This window comes from Rahnella sp. ATs2 (genome assembly GCF_051851855.1).
GTDB lineage: Bacteria > Pseudomonadota > Gammaproteobacteria > Enterobacterales > Enterobacteriaceae > Rahnella > Rahnella variigena.
The window spans coordinates 212,806-231,820 of the sequence record NZ_JBLYPL010000008.1 but is presented as its reverse complement, the minus strand read 5'-3'; the positions used below and the strand labels follow the sequence as shown (position 1 = coordinate 231,820).

At 52.8% G+C, this 19,015-nt stretch carries 14 protein-coding genes; 6 read left to right on the top strand and 8 right to left on the bottom strand.

Translation table 11 applies throughout. The features are described from left to right. The first annotated feature begins 177 nt into the window (after positions 1 to 177). The gene (locus ACJY2G_RS10795; protein WP_439291706.1) at positions 178 to 1,365 is read left to right on the top strand and encodes a M20 peptidase aminoacylase family protein; all 1,188 of its coding nucleotides are present in this window, start codon (positions 178 to 180) and stop codon (positions 1,363 to 1,365) included. Positions 1,366 to 1,537: 172 nt separating this feature from the next. On the opposite strand, the gene ispG is transcribed toward ACJY2G_RS10795, so the two are convergent. Continuing rightward, complete coding sequence (gene ispG, locus ACJY2G_RS10790; protein ID WP_439291705.1) at positions 1,538 to 2,659, bottom strand: flavodoxin-dependent (E)-4-hydroxy-3-methylbut-2-enyl-diphosphate synthase; 1,122 nt, start codon at positions 2,657 to 2,659, stop codon at positions 1,538 to 1,540. 363 nt (positions 2,660 to 3,022) lie between these two features. On the opposite strand from ispG, the gene ACJY2G_RS10785 reads away from it, so the two are divergent. The 4 genes from ACJY2G_RS10785 to ACJY2G_RS10770 are packed head-to-tail and all read left to right on the top strand — an operon-like array spanning position 3,023 to position 6,274. Continuing rightward, positions 3,023 to 3,952, top strand: a complete 930-nt coding sequence (locus tag ACJY2G_RS10785) for an ABC transporter substrate-binding protein (RefSeq protein ID WP_430319831.1) — start codon at positions 3,023 to 3,025, stop codon at positions 3,950 to 3,952. 15 nt (positions 3,953 to 3,967) lie between these two features. After that, positions 3,968 to 4,471, top strand: a complete 504-nt coding sequence (locus ACJY2G_RS10780) for a GNAT family N-acetyltransferase (protein WP_430319686.1) — start codon at positions 3,968 to 3,970, stop codon at positions 4,469 to 4,471. Positions 4,472 to 4,498: 27 nt separating this feature from the next. Beyond that, complete coding sequence (locus tag ACJY2G_RS10775) at positions 4,499 to 5,416, top strand: amino acid ABC transporter permease (RefSeq protein WP_112289211.1); 918 nt, start codon at positions 4,499 to 4,501, stop codon at positions 5,414 to 5,416. A gap of 12 nt (positions 5,417 to 5,428) precedes the next feature. Then, entirely contained in the window at positions 5,429 to 6,274 is an 846-nt protein-coding gene (locus ACJY2G_RS10770; RefSeq protein WP_430319687.1) for an amino acid ABC transporter ATP-binding protein, read from the top strand. A 79-nt stretch (positions 6,275 to 6,353) separates the two neighbouring features. On the opposite strand, the gene phoH is transcribed toward ACJY2G_RS10770, so the two are convergent. The 7 genes from phoH to putP all read right to left on the bottom strand — a co-directional run bounded on the left by phoH (position 6,354) and on the right by putP (position 14,451). Further along, on the bottom strand, positions 6,354 to 7,142 hold the full coding sequence (gene phoH, locus ACJY2G_RS10765; RefSeq protein WP_112289210.1) for a phosphate starvation-inducible protein PhoH: 789 nt from the start codon (positions 7,140 to 7,142) through the stop codon (positions 6,354 to 6,356). A 63-nt stretch (positions 7,143 to 7,205) separates the two neighbouring features. Continuing rightward, entirely contained in the window at positions 7,206 to 7,619 is a 414-nt protein-coding gene (locus ACJY2G_RS10760; RefSeq protein WP_120163465.1) for a hypothetical protein, read from the bottom strand. A 205-nt stretch (positions 7,620 to 7,824) separates the two neighbouring features. After that, positions 7,825 to 8,880 carry an N-acetylmuramoyl-L-alanine amidase gene (locus ACJY2G_RS10755; RefSeq protein ID WP_279630528.1) on the bottom strand — a complete coding sequence of 352 codons (1,056 nt, stop codon included), beginning with the start codon at positions 8,878 to 8,880 and terminating at the stop codon, positions 7,825 to 7,827. A gap of 272 nt (positions 8,881 to 9,152) precedes the next feature. Continuing rightward, positions 9,153 to 10,460, bottom strand: coding sequence for an iron uptake transporter deferrochelatase/peroxidase subunit (efeB, locus tag ACJY2G_RS10750; protein ID WP_430319688.1), 1,308 nt, complete (start codon positions 10,458 to 10,460; stop codon positions 9,153 to 9,155). Positions 10,461 to 10,617: 157 nt separating this feature from the next. Beyond that, positions 10,618 to 11,745 carry an iron uptake system protein EfeO gene (gene efeO / locus ACJY2G_RS10745; protein ID WP_165353144.1) on the bottom strand — a complete coding sequence of 376 codons (1,128 nt, stop codon included), beginning with the start codon at positions 11,743 to 11,745 and terminating at the stop codon, positions 10,618 to 10,620. A 44-nt stretch (positions 11,746 to 11,789) separates the two neighbouring features. Further along, positions 11,790 to 12,641 carry an iron uptake transporter permease EfeU gene (efeU, locus tag ACJY2G_RS10740; RefSeq protein ID WP_279919285.1) on the bottom strand — a complete coding sequence of 284 codons (852 nt, stop codon included), beginning with the start codon at positions 12,639 to 12,641 and terminating at the stop codon, positions 11,790 to 11,792. 325 nt (positions 12,642 to 12,966) lie between these two features. Next, positions 12,967 to 14,451 carry a sodium/proline symporter PutP gene (gene putP, locus ACJY2G_RS10735; protein WP_439291704.1) on the bottom strand — a complete coding sequence of 495 codons (1,485 nt, stop codon included), beginning with the start codon at positions 14,449 to 14,451 and terminating at the stop codon, positions 12,967 to 12,969. 524 nt (positions 14,452 to 14,975) lie between these two features. Here putP and putA point away from each other — a divergent pair. Next, on the top strand, positions 14,976 to 18,962 hold the full coding sequence (gene putA / locus ACJY2G_RS10730) for a trifunctional transcriptional regulator/proline dehydrogenase/L-glutamate gamma-semialdehyde dehydrogenase (protein ID WP_439291703.1): 3,987 nt from the start codon (positions 14,976 to 14,978) through the stop codon (positions 18,960 to 18,962). Positions 18,963 to 19,015: the final 53 nt, after the last annotated feature.

Here is a 19,015-nt window from a genome sequence, read left to right as displayed (position 1 = left end):
AAAGCTAAATAATAAAAACACGTTTCTATAGTCAGTAATTTGCTATGCAATCGTGTGTGCAAAATGACTATAAATTATAGCGACTGAGTATTTAGTTATTTCCCTCGCTCTGGCTAGCATGAAATGAACCGCTACATTTGGGTAACAATCATTTTCAGACAATAAGGTTATTTCGCCATGAGCATTTCACTTGCCGAAGACACGAAAAACATCGCAGCAGACAATCCATCAGGATTAGAAGAACAACTCATCGCCTGGCGCCGTGAATTACATCAGCATCCGGAATTATCCAATCAGGAGTTTGTTACCACGCAAAAAATCACCCAATGGCTGAATGCAGCCGGGATCCGCATTTTATCCCTCGGGTTGAAAACCGGCGTGGTGGCGGAAATTGGACCTGAACACGGTCCGGTGGTGGCGCTTCGCGGTGACATTGATGCCCTGCCGATTGAAGAAACGTCCGGCGTGCCGTTCAGTTCGCAACAACCCGGCGTGATGCACGCCTGCGGACACGATTTCCATACCTCGGTTATTCTGGGTGCTGCCCATCTGCTTAAAGCACGTGAAGACCAGCTGCCGGGCCGCGTGCGGTTGTTTTTCCAGCCAGCGGAAGAACGGTTCGGCGGCGCGTCGCAGCTGATTAAAGCCGGTGCGCTGGAAAATGTGGATGCTATTTTCGGTCTGCACAATGCGCCGGAATTGCCGGTCGGCACCTTCTCCACCAAGGGCGGCGCGTTCTACGCCAATGTTGACCGCTTCCAGATAACCGTGACCGGCAAAGGCGCGCACGCCGCGCATCCGGAAGAAGGCGTCGACAGTATCGTCACCGCCAGCCACATCGTGACCGCATTGCAAACGGTGGTCAGCCGCAATGTCAGCGCGCAGGAAGCCGCAGTGGTCAGCGTCACCCGCATTGAAGGCGGCAATACCTGGAACGTGTTACCACAAACCGTAGAACTCGAAGGCACGGTTCGCACGCACAACAGCGAAATCCGTGAGCAAATTCCGCAGCGCATCCGCAAAGTCATCGCGGGTGTCGCAGACGCGCTGGGCGCAAAAGCCGAATTGCACTGGTTTGGCGGGCCACCGGCAGTAGTCAATACGCCGCGCTGGGCCGAGTTCAGCCTGAAAGCAGCGGATGAATTTGGCTATAAAACCGAAGTCGCGCAGGCACAAATGGGCGGTGAGGATTTTGCGTTTTACCTGCATCACGTACCGGGTGCGTTTGTCAGCATCGGCTCGGCCAGTGATTTCGGTTTGCATCATCCGCAATTTAATCCCGACGAATCGGCTATTTATCCGGCGGCAGAATATTTCCAGCAACTGGCTGAAAAAGCACTGGATGAATTAACCAGGGAAAAATAAAGTCTGTTCGTATATTGGCGAAGATACGCCCGCCTATTCCGGGCGTTTACCTCTTTGACTTAAGAGAAAGGCTTAAATGAAATCTGTAATATTTATAAATTTGTCAGTAACAGGACTGCCCGTCGGTAAAATAATTGTTATCTAAATATTAACATTGCGAATTTTATTGGGATTATCCATTCACCATATCAATATTATTTTTATGATTCATCATCGCGACTTTGGCACGTATTTTACTTTCAAGCTGGTCAATTATTTTATCGTTGTCAAAACGTTCTTTCTGACGTACGCCTGCTTCATAAAAACTGCTTTTATTATGACCTCCGGCAACGCCTAAGGTTGATACCAATGCTTCACCCGGACCATTCACGACACACCCAATAATTGACACATCCATCGGCAGGGTAATATCTTCCAGGCGTTGTTCCAGTTCATTTACTGTCTTAATCACATCAAATTCCTGCCGGGAACAGGTAGGACAGGCAATGAAATTAATACCACGGGAGCGAATACGCAGGGATTTTAAAATATCGAATCCTACCTTCACTTCTTCGACAGGGTCAGCGGCGAGAGAGACACGCAGAGTATCGCCAATCCCTTCTGACAGCAGCATACCAAGTCCAATCGCCGATTTTACCGAACCACTGCGCAATCCGCCTGCTTCAGTGATCCCCAGATGCAGAGGTTGCACAATTTGTGCCGCCAGCAAACGGTATGACTGTACCGCCAGAAAAACATCTGACGCTTTTACACTGATTTTAAACATATCAAAATTCAGACGATCCAGAATATCTACGTGACGCATCGCAGATTCCAGCAAGGCTTCCGGTGTGGGTTCGCCATACTTTTCCTGAATATCTTTTTCCAGTGAACCGCCATTGATGCCGATACGAATGGGAATATTTTTGTCACGTGCGCAGTCAACGACCGAGCGAATACGGGCTTCATTACCAATATTACCGGGATTTATTCTCAGGCAATCAGCACCGTATTTTGCAACCTGCAACGCTATCCGATAATCAAAATGAATATCTGCGATCAGGGGAACATTCACCTGTTCCTTAATCATTCTGAATGCTTCCGCCGCATCCATAGTTGGGACTGATACACGAACAATGTCTGCGCCTGCTTTTTCAAGAGCATTAATCTGACTCACCGTGGCATTCACGTCGTTCGTATTGGTATTCGTCATTGACTGTACCGTTATTGGCGAATCTCCGCCAACAGGCACTTTGCCCACATAAAGTAATGTTGATTTACGTCGTACGATTGGACTTTTTTGGGCATCGCTCATGGGATATATCCTTATAAATAAAACAAGAAAACTAAAAAATCACTTCCGAATGAAAGTTTATTCTACGTGCTTCAGGGGATTCTCACACACCGATAAATGTGAATATTTTAAGGTGAATCTCAAAAATAACATGTGCCTCTTTATTTTTTCTTTTTAGAAAAACTCACTCCAAAAGGTATCAATAATGTTGCTGGCCTTTATCTCTTATGTTTCGTCGAAGCCCTTTGCGTATGGCATTTCTATTTTAGCTATTTGATTATTTAATTTTGTTGTTTTACATCCCTGTAACACTCGGGAATAGTGAAAGCGTCACCTCACGGTCATCACCTCTTAAAATAAGAATGCAGGGTAAAAATAATAATGATGAAACATAGCGCAACCATCACAGCTACCGCCATCGCGGCAATATTAAGTTTTTCATCAGCGGCATACGCCGCGCCAGGTATTGATCTGGTGGCGAATGAAACCCCCATTAATACGCCGAAAAGCCCGGAAGCCGTGGCAAAAATCCCGGCGAACTTTAAGTTTGTCGAACCGGGCACGCTGACCGTGGCACTGGCGGTTCTTGGGAGCGCCCCGCCGTTCGGGCTGTATGCCCGCGATAACAAAACTGTGATCGGCAGCGAAGCCGATATCGCCCGTCTGGTGGCGGACGGTTTAGGCCTGAAACTCAAAGTGGTGCCGGCTTCATGGGAAGACTGGCCGCTGGGTGTGACGTCGGGGAAATATGACGCTGCCATCTACAACATCACCGTCACTAAAGACCGCAAAACCAAGTTTGATTTCGCGACCTATCGTCAGGACACGCTGGGCTTTTACGTGAAAAGCGACAGCAAAATCACATCCATTACTTCTGCGCCGGATATCGCCGGTAAACGCATCATCGTCGGTTCCGGCACCAATCAGGAAGCCGTGTTGCTTGCCTGGGACAAAGAGAATCAGGCTAAGGGATTACCGGCACTGAAACCGCAATATGTCACCGATGACGCTGCTGCCACGCTGGCGATCCAGTCCGGTCGCGCCGATGCCACTTTCGGGCCTAACGTCACCGGTGCGTATAAAGCGCTGCTGACTGGCAAAACCAAACTGGTCGGCACGGTGCCGGGCGGCTGGCCGAAAACCGCCAATATCGCAGTGACGCTGAAAAAAGGTAACGGACTGGTGGATGCCGTGCAGGCGTCGCTGAACAGCGCCATTGCCAGCGGGGCTTATATCAAAGTGCTGGACCGCTGGGGTGAGAGCGTCGAAAAAATCGATCATTCAGAAATTAACCCGCCTGGACTGGGCGATTAATCAGAGGACGCCACGATGAGCGAAGACGTATTTATCCAGACCGTAGCGGAAGATCCGCTGATTGCGCCGGTGATTCAGGGTTTATTCGGCGAATACCGTGAACGTTACGGCGACTATTTTGCCAGCAAGGAACCTGAGGATGACAGCGTGTTCGCCCGGCCCGACGGCGCATTTATTGTTCTGCTGAGAAACGGAGCGCCCATTGCGATGGGCGCGTATAAGCGGTACGACGCCGAAACCGCCGAGCTGAAACGCATCTGGACGCACCGCTCGCTGCGCCGTCAGGGGCTGGCACAGAAAATTTTGCATGAACTGGAACGCCGCGCTGCCGCTTACGGTTACCGGCAGGTGTTTCTCACCACCGGTTTCCGCCAGCCGGAAGCGGTCGGGTTGTACTTATCTCACGGTTATCAGCCGCAGTTCGATACGCGACTGGATCCGGAAGTCTATTCCCGGTCTCCTTATGACGGTCGTCTGCCGTTTACCAAGAAACTGACCGCCGACGTTCCGGTGTCGTAATCAGCAGCAAACAGAAAGAGAAAGACTATGAGCGAAAATGCCCCTTCATCTGTGAATCATCCCCCGCTGAAAGTGGTGCCGGCGCGTTATCCGTGGCGGCTGGCCGGTGCCGTCTTTTCAGCGTTTATTCTGCTCGGGATTATTCAGTCGATTGCGACAAATTCCCGCTGGGAATGGGGCGTGTTCCGGCAATGGTTTTTTGATCCCGTGATTTTATCGGGTCTGGGCAAGACGCTGTTACTCACCCTGCTGGGCACCCTGTTTGGCGTCATTTTCGGCACGGCTCTCGCCCTCGCCCGCCTGTCGAAATCTTATCTGCTGAATGCGCTGGCCTGGGGCTATATCTGGCTGTTCCGCTCATTGCCGCTGTTGCTGGTATTAATCATCCTCTACAACTTTTCCTATCTGTACGACAACCTGTCGCTGGGCATTCCGTTCACTACAATCTCCTTTTTCAGCACCCCGACGGTGGATTTGCTGGATCAGTTTTCGGTTGCCGTTCTCGGCCTTTCGCTGGTGCAGTCCGCCTATACCGCAGAAATTATCCGTGGCGGGATTTTAGGTGTTGAGCACGGGCAGCATGAAGCCGCCGCCGCGCTGGGATTACCGGCTTACCGTCGCACCTTCCGCATTATTTTGCCGCAGGCGCTGCGCTCCATTCTGCCGACCGGGTTTAATGAAGTGATCAGCCTGGCGAAAGGCACGTCGATTGTTTATGTGCTGTCGATGCCGGAACTGTTTTATACCGTGCAGGTGATTTACAACCGCACGCAGCAGGTCATTCCGTTGCTGATGGTGGCGACGATCTGGTATCTGCTGATCACCACCGTGCTGTCTGTTTTGCAGTATTACGTCGAACGTTATTTCTCCCGCGGCACCGTTCGTCAGGTCGCGCCGACTCCGTTGCAGCGTCTGCGTCAGTGGCGCGTTGCCCGTCCTCATTAAAGGGAAAATCCTATGTCCGAAGCCTTTGATTTATTCGTTAACCGCCCGGCAGATGCTCCCGCAGAACGGCAATTTGTGCCTAAACCGCACAGCGCAACCATCGGGCGCATCGACATCAGCAATTTGAGTAAATATTACGGCGCACACAAGGCGCTGGATAACGTCAGTCTGAGCATAGAACCGGGCACGGTGACGGTGATCCTCGGCCCTTCCGGCTCGGGAAAATCCACCCTGCTGCGCACCATTAATCATCTGGAACGGGTTGATGAAGGTTTTATCCAGATTGATGGCGATTACATTGGTTACCGGCGCAAAGGCGACACGCTGTATGAACTGAAAGAACGCGCCATTCTCAAGCAACGTACTCACGTCGGGTATGTGTTCCAGAATTTCAATTTATTCCCGCACATGACCGTGCTGGATAACATTATCGAAGCGCCGGTGGTTCACGGATTGCTAAGCCGCAAACAGGCCATCGCCCGCGCATATGAATTACTCGACACCGTCGGCCTGCGTGAAAAAGCGCTGGCATGGCCCCGACATCTGTCAGGCGGACAGCAACAACGCATCGCCATTGCCCGCGCGCTGGCACTCAATCCGAAAGTGATGTTATTTGATGAACCCACATCAGCGCTGGATCCCGAACTGGTCGGCGAGGTGCTGGACGTGATCAGGAAACTGGCGCAGTCAGGCGTCACGCTGGTGGTAGTGACGCATGAAATAGGCTTTGCGCGTCAGGTGGCCGATCAGGTGGTGTTTATGGTGGATGGTGCAGTGGTGGAAACCGGCAGCGCGGCGCAGGTGCTCGACCGTCCACGCCATGCGCGTACCCGCAGGTTTCTGGAAAAAGTGCTGTAAATACGGGTTGCTGGTGATTTGAAGAGATGAAAGCCCGGACAGTCCAGTCGCCGGGCTTTTTACTGAAACATGGGAGGAATTAAGAGTACGCGTGCAGCGTATGTTTACACAGTTCTGAACGCACGCAATCCTCTTTGCCAAACTGAATGATGCCAACCATCTCGTCTTCTTCGAAGCGGGACATTGCATCGCTGAGACCCGATACTACGCCGCGTGGTAAATCGCACTGGGTAATATCACCGTTAACGATCACCGTCACGTTTTCACCGAGACGGGTCAGGAACATTTTCATCTGACTGGCCGTGACATTCTGGGCTTCATCCAGAATAACCACTGCATTTTCAAAAGTTCGCCCGCGCATATAAGCGAATGGCGCAATTTCAACTTTGCCTATTTCCGGTCGCAAGCAATATTGCAGGAATGATGAACCCAGTCGACGTAATAAGATGTCGTAAACCGGACGGAAATAAGGCGCGAACTTCTCAGAAATATCGCCGGGTAAGAAACCGAGATCTTCATCGGCCTGCAATACCGGACGTGTCACTATAATTCTGTCGATTTCTTTATGAATTAATGCCTCTGCCGCTTTCGCAGCGCTGATAAATGTTTTGCCGCAGCCCGCTTCGCCGGTGGCAAAAATTAACTGCTTATTCTCTATGGCTGATAAGTAATGACCTTGAGCTTCAGTACGCGCTTCGATGACGGAAGTATCGCGACTGTCGCGAGCCATTCCGATCGATTCCAAACCGCCCATCTGTACCAGTGACGTCACAGACTCTTCCTCGCGCTGGCGGTGACTGCGTGAATCATTACGAATAACACGTTTTGCTTCACGACGAGCTTTGATCACTGCTTTCTGTCTTCCCATAGTGGCACCTTACAGTTTGATTCACTTAACGCTAAGGCATAATGCCCGCACGGTTATGTTTCACTAACAAATGAGGTTTTGGTCTCCTTTTAGACCAAGTAGAGCCAATGAATAACGTGAAGAGGAAAATAAACCAAAGCGATTGGATAATAATCTCCTGGTTGTTTTCTGTTCACGAGGAGGCATTGCCAATGTCGTCAATAATGACAAACCGCTGACCCATAAAATGAGATATCCAGGATAAAAGCCAGTGATATTCACATCATTTTTATCAACAATTGAGGGGTCATTTAAAGAACAGGGTTGAGGTTGCGTGGATGATGATTGTTGTAAAAAGCGGCAGGAATAAACTGAAAATGATGACGTCAATATTGGAGATACGGTGGCCTTGCCCTCGTTTGCATTTAAGCGACAACAACGAGTCAGGCAGTGAAGCATGTTATTTTCGTTCACCAGCCCAAACATGGACTTTACCATTCGCGCTCCCCGCAGTGTTATTAACGGCACCTGCCGTACACCTTGTGAAAACCTGTCTTGTACATCTTAAAAACTATCACTTTATAATTTCAGTATAATGACAGCTGAAATATTTGCGTTACCAAAATGTAAAAAAGTTTGTGGCTGGCGTCAATAGGATCACGCGGATCTTTTTCAGATCCTCCGCAAGCACGCTGAATTTTACTCAGCTCAGCAGATTGTTTTTCTTTTCATTGATGAAGTAACTGTTAATGCCATCTGCCAGCGCACGGGCCATTTTCTCCTGAAAGACCGGTTCGCCGAGCAGTTTTTCTTCCTGTTTATTGGTGATGAACGAGGTCTCCACCAGCACCGAGGGAATGCGTGGAGATTTTAAAACCGCAAAACCTGCCTGCTCCGGATGCGGGCTGTGCATGTGATGGACTTTGACGATATTCGCCGCCAGATGCGTGCCAAAATTCATGCTGCGATGAATGGTTTCGTGCTGGTCGAGATCAAACAGTGTTTCTTTAAGGTATTGATCGTCGGTCTTAAAATCGTTGTCGTACAGCACGTCTGCGCTGTTTTCACTTTGCGATAAATACCGCGCCATCGCGCTGCCTGCGCCATGCTCAGACAGGGCAAAAACCGACGCGCCCGACACCTGATCGTTAGTAAACCCGTCGGCGTGGATGGAAATAAACAGGTCCGCCTGGTGCTGATGCGCCAGACTGACGCGGTGATACAACGGGATAAACACGTCGTCCTGACGCGTCAGCACTGCATGAATACCGTACTGTTTATCCAGCAACGTTTGCAACCGTCTGGCGATGTGCAACACCACGTGTTTTTCGTAAGTGCCTTCATTGCCGATCGCCCCCGGATCCTTACCGCCGTGACCGGGATCGATCATCACCAGCAGCGGTTTCTCAGCGCGCGGCGTGGTGGTGGTGACGGGGATTGTCTGCGGCAAATTCTGCGCGGCATTCTGTTCTGTGATCGAGACTTTCAGCACGCCATTCTCCGTACTGCGCGTAATCACTGGTTTACCCTTCACCTGCAATACAATACGCGCCACGTCCGGGCTGAAATGGGCAAGACGCCCTTCTGCCACCCACGGGAATTTCTGCCGCACCACGGTCAGCGCATGTTCCAGTTCTGGCGGGAATGACGTCACCGGCATGTCGATCACCACCCGCTCCGGCGCGCTAAGCGTAAACACGCGACAACGCTTATCGGCTGCCGGTAATTCAACGTGGATCTGACTGGCATCCGACGTCATGGTAATGCGTACCGCCTTTTGCGCAGCGTAAAGCCGCGGCGCCGTCAGCGACAGCCCGATACCGAAAATCAGCAGTTTTCTGCGGGAATGGTTGATGGTCATAGCAATCTCAGAACTGGCATCGTGATAAATCATTTACGCGATTTATCATCATGACATTACTGAGATTTTCAGGAATTAAGCGGAGTATTAACAGGTCGTGAATTGCGTAACCAGCCGTAAAAAGCATTTCAGGATTGAGTTCCTCCCCCTTCGCAGCGGGAGGAGCTCAATTATGCTTCGATCAAAGATTGTCCGAGGTAGTGACTTTCATCTTTATTGCCCGGCAGCGTGAAGAAGAAACCGCCGCCATTGGGACGGATATATTCTTCCAGCGCTTCGCCATTCAGGCGCTTTTGCACCGTCAGGAAGCCTTTTTCCAGATCATGCTGGTAGCAGACAAAAATCAGCCCCATTTCCAGCTGGCCGGAATTGGTCACGCCCAGCGAATAGCTGTAACCACGACGCAGCATCAGATTGTCTTCGGTTTCTTTAGTTCGCGGATTGGCCAGCCTGATATGCGCGTCCAGCGGGATCACTTTGCCTTCCGGGTCTTTGGTGTAATCGGGCACATCGTGCTCTTTTTCCATGCCCAGTGGCGCGCCGGTGGCTTTATGGCGACCAAAAATGGATTGCTGTTCCTGCAACGGCGTGCGGTCCCAGAATTCCACTTTGAACGGGATCAGACGTGTCACCTGATAGCTGCCACCCGTTGTCCAGGCTGGCTCTGCCTGATCTGGCGTCACCCAGATGGCTTTATCCATCAGCGGCTTGTCTTTGGAATCCGGATTGGCCGTGCCGTCTTTAAAGCCCAGCAGGTTAATCGGCGTCTCTTTGCCCTGACTGCGCGCGGCATGAGAAGAGATAAAGCCGTCACGACGCCAGCGCACGCTGAGCAAATCCGGCGTGTATTTAATGATGTCGCGCAATGCGTGAACCACGGTATCGCTGTTGTTGGCGCAGATTTGCAATGACAGGTCGCCGTGACACAGTTTCGCATCAAGGGAATCATTCGGAAAACGCGTCATGCGGCTTAATTTCAGCGGCTTATGCGGCGCCAGTCCGAAGCGTTCATCAAACAGTGATTCGCCGACGGACAATGTCATGGTCAGGTTATCGGGATAAATTTCAGCGCCCATCACTCCGGAATCCATCGGCGGGAATTTCGGATCCAGTGACGGCGCGGTGCCACCGGTAGTCAGAAATGCAAAACGGGAATCCAGCAGACGGAATAAACGCTCCAGATCGGCTTTGTTGGTGGCCAGCACATCGAAGGACACCAGCATCATCGAGGCCTGCTGCGGCGTTAAAATCCCCGCCTGATGTTCGCCATAATACGGTTGCTTGCCCCAGCGTTCGTCGGGGGAAACGGTGCCTGGCGTGTACTCTTTTTTTGCTCCGGGTGCTTTCTCAGCCTGCGCAGTCGCTGCGCCGCCCAGGGCAAATGCCCCGCCTAACAATCCCACGCCTTTTAACAAGCTGCGGCGTGAAGAAGAAACGTCGTCCTGATTAACGGACTTATTATCGTTTTTATTGCTCATTGCTATGCCTCGGTGTAACGCTCCTCCCCCTGCGAAGGGGGAGGTTGGGAGGGGGTATTAATAACAAAACTGGGGGTTAGGCACACTTTAGCCGCTGAATTTTACTTTAATACCCCACCCCAACCCTCCCCTTCGCAGGGGAGGAAGCTTAAGAGTATCAATCTAAACCAAGCACACCGCGCAGTTTAGCCAGATCTTCAGCCAGCGTGGTGATCGGGCCTTTCATGGCGTTACGGTCGGCATCGGACAGTTTTTCGTAGTTCTCGTAACCGTCTTTGGTTTTGTATTTATCCAGCAGAGAATCGACAGTTTTGAAGTTTGCGTCGATTTTATCCAGCAGCGGCTTGTCGGCTTTTTCCAGCAGCGGACGCAGCAGGTTTACGATTTTCTGCGCGCCGTCGAGGTTAGCGCGGAAATCCCACAGGTCGGTGCGGCTGTAACGGTCTTCTTCACCGCTGATTTTGCTGGCTGCCACTTCTTCGATAAGCCCTGCTGCACCGCCGACCACTTTACTAGGCGGGAAGGTCAGGTCAGTGATACGTTTTTGCAGATCAACCGTGTCGGTATACAGCTTGTCAGCAAAAGGCTCCGCGCCTTTAGTGGTTTTATCTGCGAAGAGGATTTTCTCCAGACGGTGGAAACCGGTGAAGTTTGGATCTTCCGCTTTTTTCTCGAAATCGTCTTCACGGGCATCAATGCTGCCGTCCAGATCTGAGAACAATTCCGCGATGGGCTCGATGCGCTCATAGTAAACGCGGGTCGATGCGTAAAGAGACTGCGCTTTCGCCAGGTCGCCTTTCTTAATAGCATCGGTGAACGCTTTGGTGTGGGAAACCAGTTCGCCAACCTGCTGAGTCACATACACTTTATATTCTGCAATCGGCCCGACCAGCGCCATCGCGTCCGGTTTAGCGGAAGCCGCCGCGCCTTCTGCGGTCACGGTCAGTTTGCCCTTTGGATTGCTCAGCAGGCCACAGGTCATGTCATATTCGCCCGGCTCCAGATTGGCGGTCATTTTCTGAGTGAAGCCCGGCGCGACGTTTTCACGCTCTTCCACCACCATCACGCCTTTCAGAATTTCCCATTCCAGGTTCTTCTGGCTGTCGTTGTGGATAACAAACTGTGTTTTACCGGCCGGGACGCTCAGGGCCATCGGTTCACACTGTTTATCATTCACAGTAATTTTGACCTGACGAACGTCTGCTGCCAGTACGTTTGCGCTCAGCGCAAAAGCCGGCAGAGACAGCAGTGCAATCTGTAAAGCTTTACGGCGAAAATGTGGCATGTACAACTCCATGGCAAAGGCAAGGTGATGAGAAGTGAATGAAATCAACGTTGTGTTTTTTGCCCGGCAGAGGCCGGGGCGGCCACAGAGGATTTTCCCTGAGGCATGAAAAAGAAGAACAGCGCCGGGATCAGGTACAGGAAATAGACCAGCACTTCGCTCACACTTGGCGCTTCCTGATAACCAAACATCCCTTCCAGCAAGGTGCCGAACAGGGAATGCGTGGAGAGCGTATTGCTCAAATCAAACGCAATGTCCTGTAAACCGTTCCACAATCCCGCTTCGTGGAATGCGCGGATCGCACCTGCCGCCAGACCGGCCGCAACGAAGAGGATAAAAAGGCTGGTCCATTTGAAAAATTTTGCCAGATGCAGTTTCACACCGCCGTAGTAGATGAGGAAACCCAGCACGATGGCCGCGCCCAGCCCCAGCATGGCGCCGATGGGTGCGGCTATTCCCACGTCTTGCTGGAAAGCCGCCAGCAGGAAAAACACCGATTCCAGGCCTTCACGCGCGACGGCAAAGAACACCATAGCCACCAGCGCCCAGCCCTGCCCGCGCCCGGAACTGAGCGCATTATCAATTGCGCCTTCCAGATGCACCTTGATGGAACGCGACACTTTGCGCATCCAGAACACCATGTAAGTCAGAATGCATACCGCGACCACGGCGACGATGCCTTCAAATAATTCCTGCTGCTTTTGCGGAAATTCACCGGTGGTGGCGTTGATGAACAGCCCCAGCGCCAGACATAACGCCGCAGCAACGAACACGCCAATCCAGACCACACCGAGCCACTGCCCGCGTTGCGTCCGTTTTAAATAGCTGGCGATCAGGCTGACAATCAGCGCCGCTTCCAGCCCTTCGCGAAACATAATGAGAAACGGAACGAACATAGCGATAACTCCTGACCCCATGAATCGGCAAAAACTGTAAGGGCTCTGTAAAGAAAAGTAAAAAGAAACGATAGTGATTATCATTCTTGCCAAAAGAAATACAAGAGGTAACCGACCCTTTTTTGCAGGCGTCCGAGGAAATGCGCATGAAATGACAGAGCGGGACTTTCTTTAATGAAACGCCTGGTGAAACACGTGGTGAGAAGTATGGGGAAAAGTGTGGCGGGAGAGTCTGAGAAACGGGGTCAGACGACCCCGTTCGGCATTGTTGTAACGGCTAAAAAATCGTTACGGCAAAATGTGTTACGGCTATAAAGCCCGCGTGTTAAATGGTGTTGTATTCTGCTTCCGCCGTCGTGAAACGCTCTTCCACCGCAGCAGAAGGTTTGCGTCCCATCAGGCTGACAATCCAGATAGCCAGCGAGGCGAAGATAAAGCCCGGAATGATTTCATACAGTTCAGTCCAGCCATATTGTTTCCACAAGATAACCGTGACCGCACCGACGATCATGCCCGCGAGTGCGCCGTTACGCGTCATACGTTTCCACATCACCGAAATCAGGATAACCGGACCAAACGCCGCACCGAAACCAGCCCACGCGTAACTCACCAGACCCAGCACCCGGTTTTCAGGATTGGCTGCCAGCGCAATCGCTACCAGCGCAACCACCAGCACCATCAGACGACCAATCCAGACCAGTTCACGCTGACTCGCGCCTTTACGCAGGAACGCTTTGTACAAGTCTTCTGTGATCGCACTGGAACACACCAGCAGCTGGCAGCTCAGGGTGCTCATCACCGCCGCCAGAATGGCGGACAGCAAGATACCGGCGATCCACGGGTTGAACAGGATTTTCGCCAGTTCGATGAATACGCGCTCACCGTTTTGGGTCACGTTGCCCGCTTCACCCGGATTATTGCTGAAGTATGCAATCCCGAAGAAGCCCACTGCGATGGTGCCGGCCAGACACAAGATCATCCAGGTCATGCTGATACGGCGTGCGCTGCGGATAGTGTGATGAGAATCGGCGGCCATGAAACGCGCCAGAATGTGCGGCTGACCAAAATAGCCCAGTCCCCAGCCCAGCAGTGACAAAATCGCCACCAGATTCATGCCTTTAAACATATCGGTGTACTCAGGGTTTTTAGCCTGAATCACCATCATTGAGGTATCAATACCGCCCACGGCGAGGATAACGATCACCGGCGTGAGGATCAGCGCGAAAATCATCAGGCTGGCCTGCACGGTATCTGTCCAGCTGACCGCCAGAAAACCGCCGATAAAGGTATAAATGATGGTCGCTGCCGCACCGGCCCACAGCGCCGTCTGATACGTCATGCCAAAGGTGCTTTCAAACAGACGCGCACCGGCCACGATGCCGGAAGCGCAATAAATGGTGAAGAACACCAAAATCACGATTGCCGAGATAATACGCAGCAGCTTGCTGGAATCTTCAAAACGATGGGTGAAGTAATCCGGCAGCGTCAGCGCGTTGTTGTTGGCTTCGGTATGCACACGTAAGCGCCCCGCCACCAGTTTCCAGTTCAGATACGCGCCGATCGTCAGGCCAATCGCAATCCAGCTTTCAGAAATTCCGGAAATAAAAATCGCGCCCGGTAACCCCATTAACAGCCAGCCGCTCATATCAGAAGCCCCGGCTGAAAGCGCGGTCACCACGCTGCCTAAACTGCGTCCACCCAGAATATAATCATCAAAGTTTTTGGTTCGTAAATACGCGATGAGCCCTATCAAAATCATCCCGAAAATATAAACACAAAACGTCACCAGCATCGGTGTGTTCATTGTCATTCCATTCTCCACTTTCTTCTTATTTGCGATGTTGTCCGGCACCTGTCTGTCCTGACGCCTTTCTTAGGAAAGACGGTCAAAAGCCTGCCGGGGCGAGATGATGGCTGAAACCGGCAAAGGTTTCAGCATTACTCTCCATATTTTTATCGTTACGCGTCATTAGTCAGCGTCTTAAGTAGGGTTGTTATTCAAAAATCCTGTCGTGCCGGATACTGGTTCAGCGGCAACGACTTTTCAATTGTTTTAACAATTTCGATACTTAAAATTCACTCTCCATCACAGTTATTTTGTATCCGGGTTGCACGTTGCAACTGCGTAAGTTGCACCAGCTGCGCCCCTTCTGTTTAGAGTGATATCAGTCAGACAGGCTTTTCCAGACGCCGCATTTTGTTAAAAATGCCAAATAAATCACATCAGGCATACTTCGTGCATTAACAGGGTTGCACAAGGTTGCAACATAGAAGATATTGCTTGCCATAAAGATAATGAATTCACCTGAACCTTTTCATATGGAGTGGTTGCGCATGGGTATGACAACGATGGGCGTGAAGCTGGACGAGAGCACACGCGACAGGCTAAAAGAGGCGGCGCTTAAAATTGACCGCACGCCGCACTGGCTGATTAAGCAGTCGATTTTTTCTTATCTGGAACGTCTGGAAAATGGTGATGCTTTGCCGGAGATCCCGGCGCTGAACGGCGCAACTGCCGGCGAAAGCGACGAGGCTGCCTTACCGGCGGTTCAGGAAACGCATCAGCCGTTCCTTGATTTTGCCGAGCAGATTTTACCGCAGTCGGTCAGCCGTTCCGCCATTACCGCCGCCTATCGTCGTCCCGAGCCTGAAGCGGTTTCTATGCTGCTGGAGCAGGCCCGTTTACCTGCCCCGCTTGGCGACGCTGCGCTGAAACTGGCCGCCGACATCGCCACAAAACTGCGTAACCAGAAGAGTGCAAACGGTCGCGCCGGGATGGTGCAAAGCCTGTTGCAGGAATTCTCCCTGTCTTCTCAGGAAGGCGTGGCGCTGATGTGTCTCGCCGAAGCCTTATTGCGTATTCCGGACAAACCAACGCGTGACGCGTTAATCCGCGACAAAATCAGCAATGGCAACTGGCATTCTCATCTGGGCCGCAGCCCGTCGTTGTTCGTCAACGCCGCCACCTGGGGTTTGCTGTTCACCGGTAAACTGGTGGCGACACATAACGAAGCCAGCCTGTCGACATCCCTCAACCGCATTATCGGTAAAAGTGGTGAACCGCTGATCCGCAAAGGCGTAGATATGGCGATGCGTCTGATGGGCGAACAGTTCGTGACCGGTGAAACCATCGCCGAAGCGCTGGCCAATGCCCGCAAACACGAAGAGAAAGGCTTCCGTTATTCCTACGATATGCTGGGTGAAGCCGCGCTGACGGAAAAAGATGCGCAGGCGTATTTGCAGTCTTATCAGCAGGCCATTAATGCCATCGGTAAAGCCTCTAACGGTCGCGGTATTTATGAAGGCCCCGGAATTTCCATCAAACTTTCCGCCCTGCATCCGCGTTACAGCCGCGCGCAGTATGAACGAGTGATGGAAGAGTTATACCCGCGCCTGCTTTCCCTGACCTTGCTGGCGCGCAGTTACGACATCGGCATTAACATTGACGCCGAAGAAGCAGACCGTCTGGAAATCTCCCTCGATCTGCTGGAAAAACTCTGCTTCGAACCGGAGCTGGCGGGCTGGAACGGCATCGGCTTTGTGATCCAGGCTTATCAGAAACGCTGCCCGATGGTGATTGATTATCTGACCAATCTGGCACAACGCAGCCGTCGTCGCCTGATGATCCGTCTGGTTAAGGGCGCGTACTGGGACAGCGAAATCAAGCGTGCGCAGGTTGAAGGTCTGGAAGATTATCCGGTCTATACCCGCAAGGTTTACACCGACGTTTCTTATCTGGCCTGCGCCCGCAAATTGCTGGCGGTGCCAAACCTGATTTATCCGCAGTTTGCGACGCACAACGCCCACACCGTGGCGGCTATTTATCAGCTGGCGGGTAACAACTATTATCCGGGTCAGTATGAATTCCAGTGCCTGCACGGCATGGGTGAACCGCTGTACGAGCAGGTTGTGGGTAAGATTTCCGAGGGCAAACTGAACCGCCCTTGCCGTATTTATGCACCGGTCGGCACACATGAAACGCTGCTGGCCTATCTGGTGCGTCGTCTGCTGGAAAACGGCGCGAACACTTCATTCGTTAACCGTATTGCCGATGCCACATTGCCGATTGAAGAACTGGTTGCCGATCCGGTGCTGGCCGTTGAAGCGCTGGCCGCCAGCGAAGGTCAGGTCGGATTGCCGCACCCGCGTATTCCCCTGCCGCGTAATCTTTACGGCAGCTCTTATGGTACAGCACGCGTGAATTCCGCCGGTCTGGATATGTCCAGCGAGCACCGTCTGGCTTCCCTTTCCAGCGCTCTGCTGCAAAGCGCCAGCCATCCGGTAAAAGCCCAGCCGATTATTGATGCACAAACTGACGACGGCGAGTTCCTGCCGGTGCGCAACCCGGCGCAAAACAGCGACATCGTCGGGTACGTGCGCGAAGCAACGGAGGCCGAAATCAGCCGTGCGCTGGACGCTTCTGCCGCCGCCGGTGCCATCTGGTTTGCGACGCCTCCCGAAGAGCGTGCCGCAATCCTGCAACGCGGTGCAGAACTGATGGAAGCTCAGCTGCAAAACCTGCTTGGCGTGCTGGTGCGTGAGGCCGGAAAGACCTTTAATAACGCCATCGCCGAAGTGCGTGAAGCCGTGGACTTCCTGCATTATTACGCCGGTCAGATCCGTGAAGATTTCGCTAACGACACCCACCGTCCGCTGGGCCCCGTCGTGTGTATCAGCCCGTGGAACTTCCCGCTGGCCATTTTCACCGGTCAGATTGCGGCGGCACTTGCTGCCGGTAACAGCGTGCTGGCGAAACCGGCGGAACAGACGCCGCTGATTGCTGCATTAGCCGTGGGCATTCTGCATGAAGCCGGGGTTCCGGCTGGCGTACTGCAACTGCTGCCGGGTCAGGGTGAAACCGTCGGTTCGCAACTGGTGAATGACGAACGCGTGCGCGGCGTGCTGTTTACCGGCTCGACAGATGTCGCAGGTATCCTGCAACGCAACATTGCCGGTCGTCTTGATCCGCAGGGGCGTCCGACGCCGCTTATCGCCGAAACTGGTGGTCTGAATGCAATGATTGTCGACTCCTCCGCACTGACCGAACAGGTGGTGACGGATGTGGTTGCCTCGGCATTCGACAGTGCCGGTCAGCGTTGTTCCGCCCTGCGCGTATTGTGTATTCAGGACGACGTAGCCGATCACACGCTGCAAATGCTGCGCGGTGCGATGGCGGAATGCCGCATGGGTAATCCGGAACGTCTGTGTACCGATATCGGGCCGGTGATCGACGCCGAAGCCAAAGCGGGTATCGAAAAACACATCGATGCGATGCGCGCCAAAGGCCGCACCGTGTATCAGGCGGCGCAGGAATTTGCCGCCGATCAGCAGGAATGGCCGCACGGCACCTTTGTGAAACCTACGCTTATCGAGCTGGAAAGTTTCGATGAGATGAAGAAAGAGATTTTCGGACCGGTACTGCACGTGGTGCGTTATGCCCGTCAGGATCTGGATAAGCTGATCGGTCAGATTAATGCGGCCGGTTACGGCCTGACGCTGGGTATTCATACCCGCATCGATGAAACCATTCATCGTGTCACGCAGCAGGCGCACGTCGGCAATATGTACGTGAACCGCAATATGGTCGGCGCAGTGGTTGGCGTGCAGCCGTTCGGTGGCGAAGGATTGTCGGGCACCGGCCCGAAAGCCGGGGGGCCGCTGTATCTGTATCGCCTGCTGAGCAGCCGTCCGCAGGATGCCGTGCAGCAAACGTTGCTGCGTCAGGACAGAGAGCTGCCGCTGGATACGTCCGTACGTGAAGCGTTGCTGGCACCGCACCGTGCCCTGCAACAATGGGCAACGGAGCAGAAACACCGCGAGGAGTTAGTGGCAGTTTGCGAGCGGTTCGCGCAGACCAGTCAGGGCGGCACATTGCGCACCCTGCCGGGGCCGACCGGCGAACGCAACACTTACGCATTGCTGCCGCGTGAACGTGTTCTGGCGCTGGCCGATAATCAGGAAGATGCGCTGACCCAGCTGGCGGCAGTAACTGCTACCGGTTGCCGCATTCTGTGGCCGGATGCACCGCTGCAACGCGACCTGTTCAATACCCTGCCGAAAGCCGTGCAGGAACGCGTTGATTTCACCAAAGACTGGCAGAACGACGCGCTGGTGTTTGATGCGGTGATTTATCACGGTGACGCCGATCAGCTGCGCGAACTGTGTCAGACTATCGCCCAGCGTTCCGGGCCGATTATCTCGGTGCAGGGTTTTGCGCGTGGGGAAGACAACATCCTGCTGGAACGTCTGCTGCATGAGCGTTCATTAAGTGTGAACACGGCGGCGGCGGGCGGAAATGCGAGCCTGATGACCATCGGCTAACCACGGGTAAAACATCAGGAAAAACTGACGTGCTCCTTCCGCTGATTATTGCG

What these genes read in the sequence shown, in the direction of transcription:
- efeB (WP_430319688.1), bottom strand. Translation starts at nt 10,460, where the DNA reads ATGAGCAATAAAAACGATAATAAGTCCGTTAATCAGGACGACGTTTCT.
- ACJY2G_RS10770 (WP_430319687.1), top strand. Translation starts at nt 5,429, where the DNA reads ATGTCCGAAGCCTTTGATTTATTCGTTAACCGCCCGGCAGATGCTCCC.
- ACJY2G_RS10785 (WP_430319831.1), top strand. Translation starts at nt 3,023, where the DNA reads ATGAAACATAGCGCAACCATCACAGCTACCGCCATCGCGGCAATATTA.
- putP (WP_439291704.1), bottom strand. Translation starts at nt 14,451, where the DNA reads ATGACAATGAACACACCGATGCTGGTGACGTTTTGTGTTTATATTTTC.
- ispG (WP_439291705.1), bottom strand. Translation starts at nt 2,659, where the DNA reads ATGAGCGATGCCCAAAAAAGTCCAATCGTACGACGTAAATCAACATTA.
- efeO (WP_165353144.1), bottom strand. Translation starts at nt 11,745, where the DNA reads ATGCCACATTTTCGCCGTAAAGCTTTACAGATTGCACTGCTGTCTCTG.
- putA (WP_439291703.1), top strand. Translation starts at nt 14,976, where the DNA reads ATGGGTATGACAACGATGGGCGTGAAGCTGGACGAGAGCACACGCGAC.
- ACJY2G_RS10755 (WP_279630528.1), bottom strand. Translation starts at nt 8,880, where the DNA reads ATGACGTCGGATGCCAGTCAGATCCACGTTGAATTACCGGCAGCCGAT.
- ACJY2G_RS10775 (WP_112289211.1), top strand. Translation starts at nt 4,499, where the DNA reads ATGAGCGAAAATGCCCCTTCATCTGTGAATCATCCCCCGCTGAAAGTG.
- ACJY2G_RS10760 (WP_120163465.1), bottom strand. Translation starts at nt 7,619, where the DNA reads ATGGTAAAGTCCATGTTTGGGCTGGTGAACGAAAATAACATGCTTCAC.
- efeU (WP_279919285.1), bottom strand. Translation starts at nt 12,641, where the DNA reads ATGTTCGTTCCGTTTCTCATTATGTTTCGCGAAGGGCTGGAAGCGGCG.
- ACJY2G_RS10780 (WP_430319686.1), top strand. Translation starts at nt 3,968, where the DNA reads ATGAGCGAAGACGTATTTATCCAGACCGTAGCGGAAGATCCGCTGATT.
- ACJY2G_RS10795 (WP_439291706.1), top strand. Translation starts at nt 178, where the DNA reads ATGAGCATTTCACTTGCCGAAGACACGAAAAACATCGCAGCAGACAAT.
- phoH (WP_112289210.1), bottom strand. Translation starts at nt 7,142, where the DNA reads ATGGGAAGACAGAAAGCAGTGATCAAAGCTCGTCGTGAAGCAAAACGT.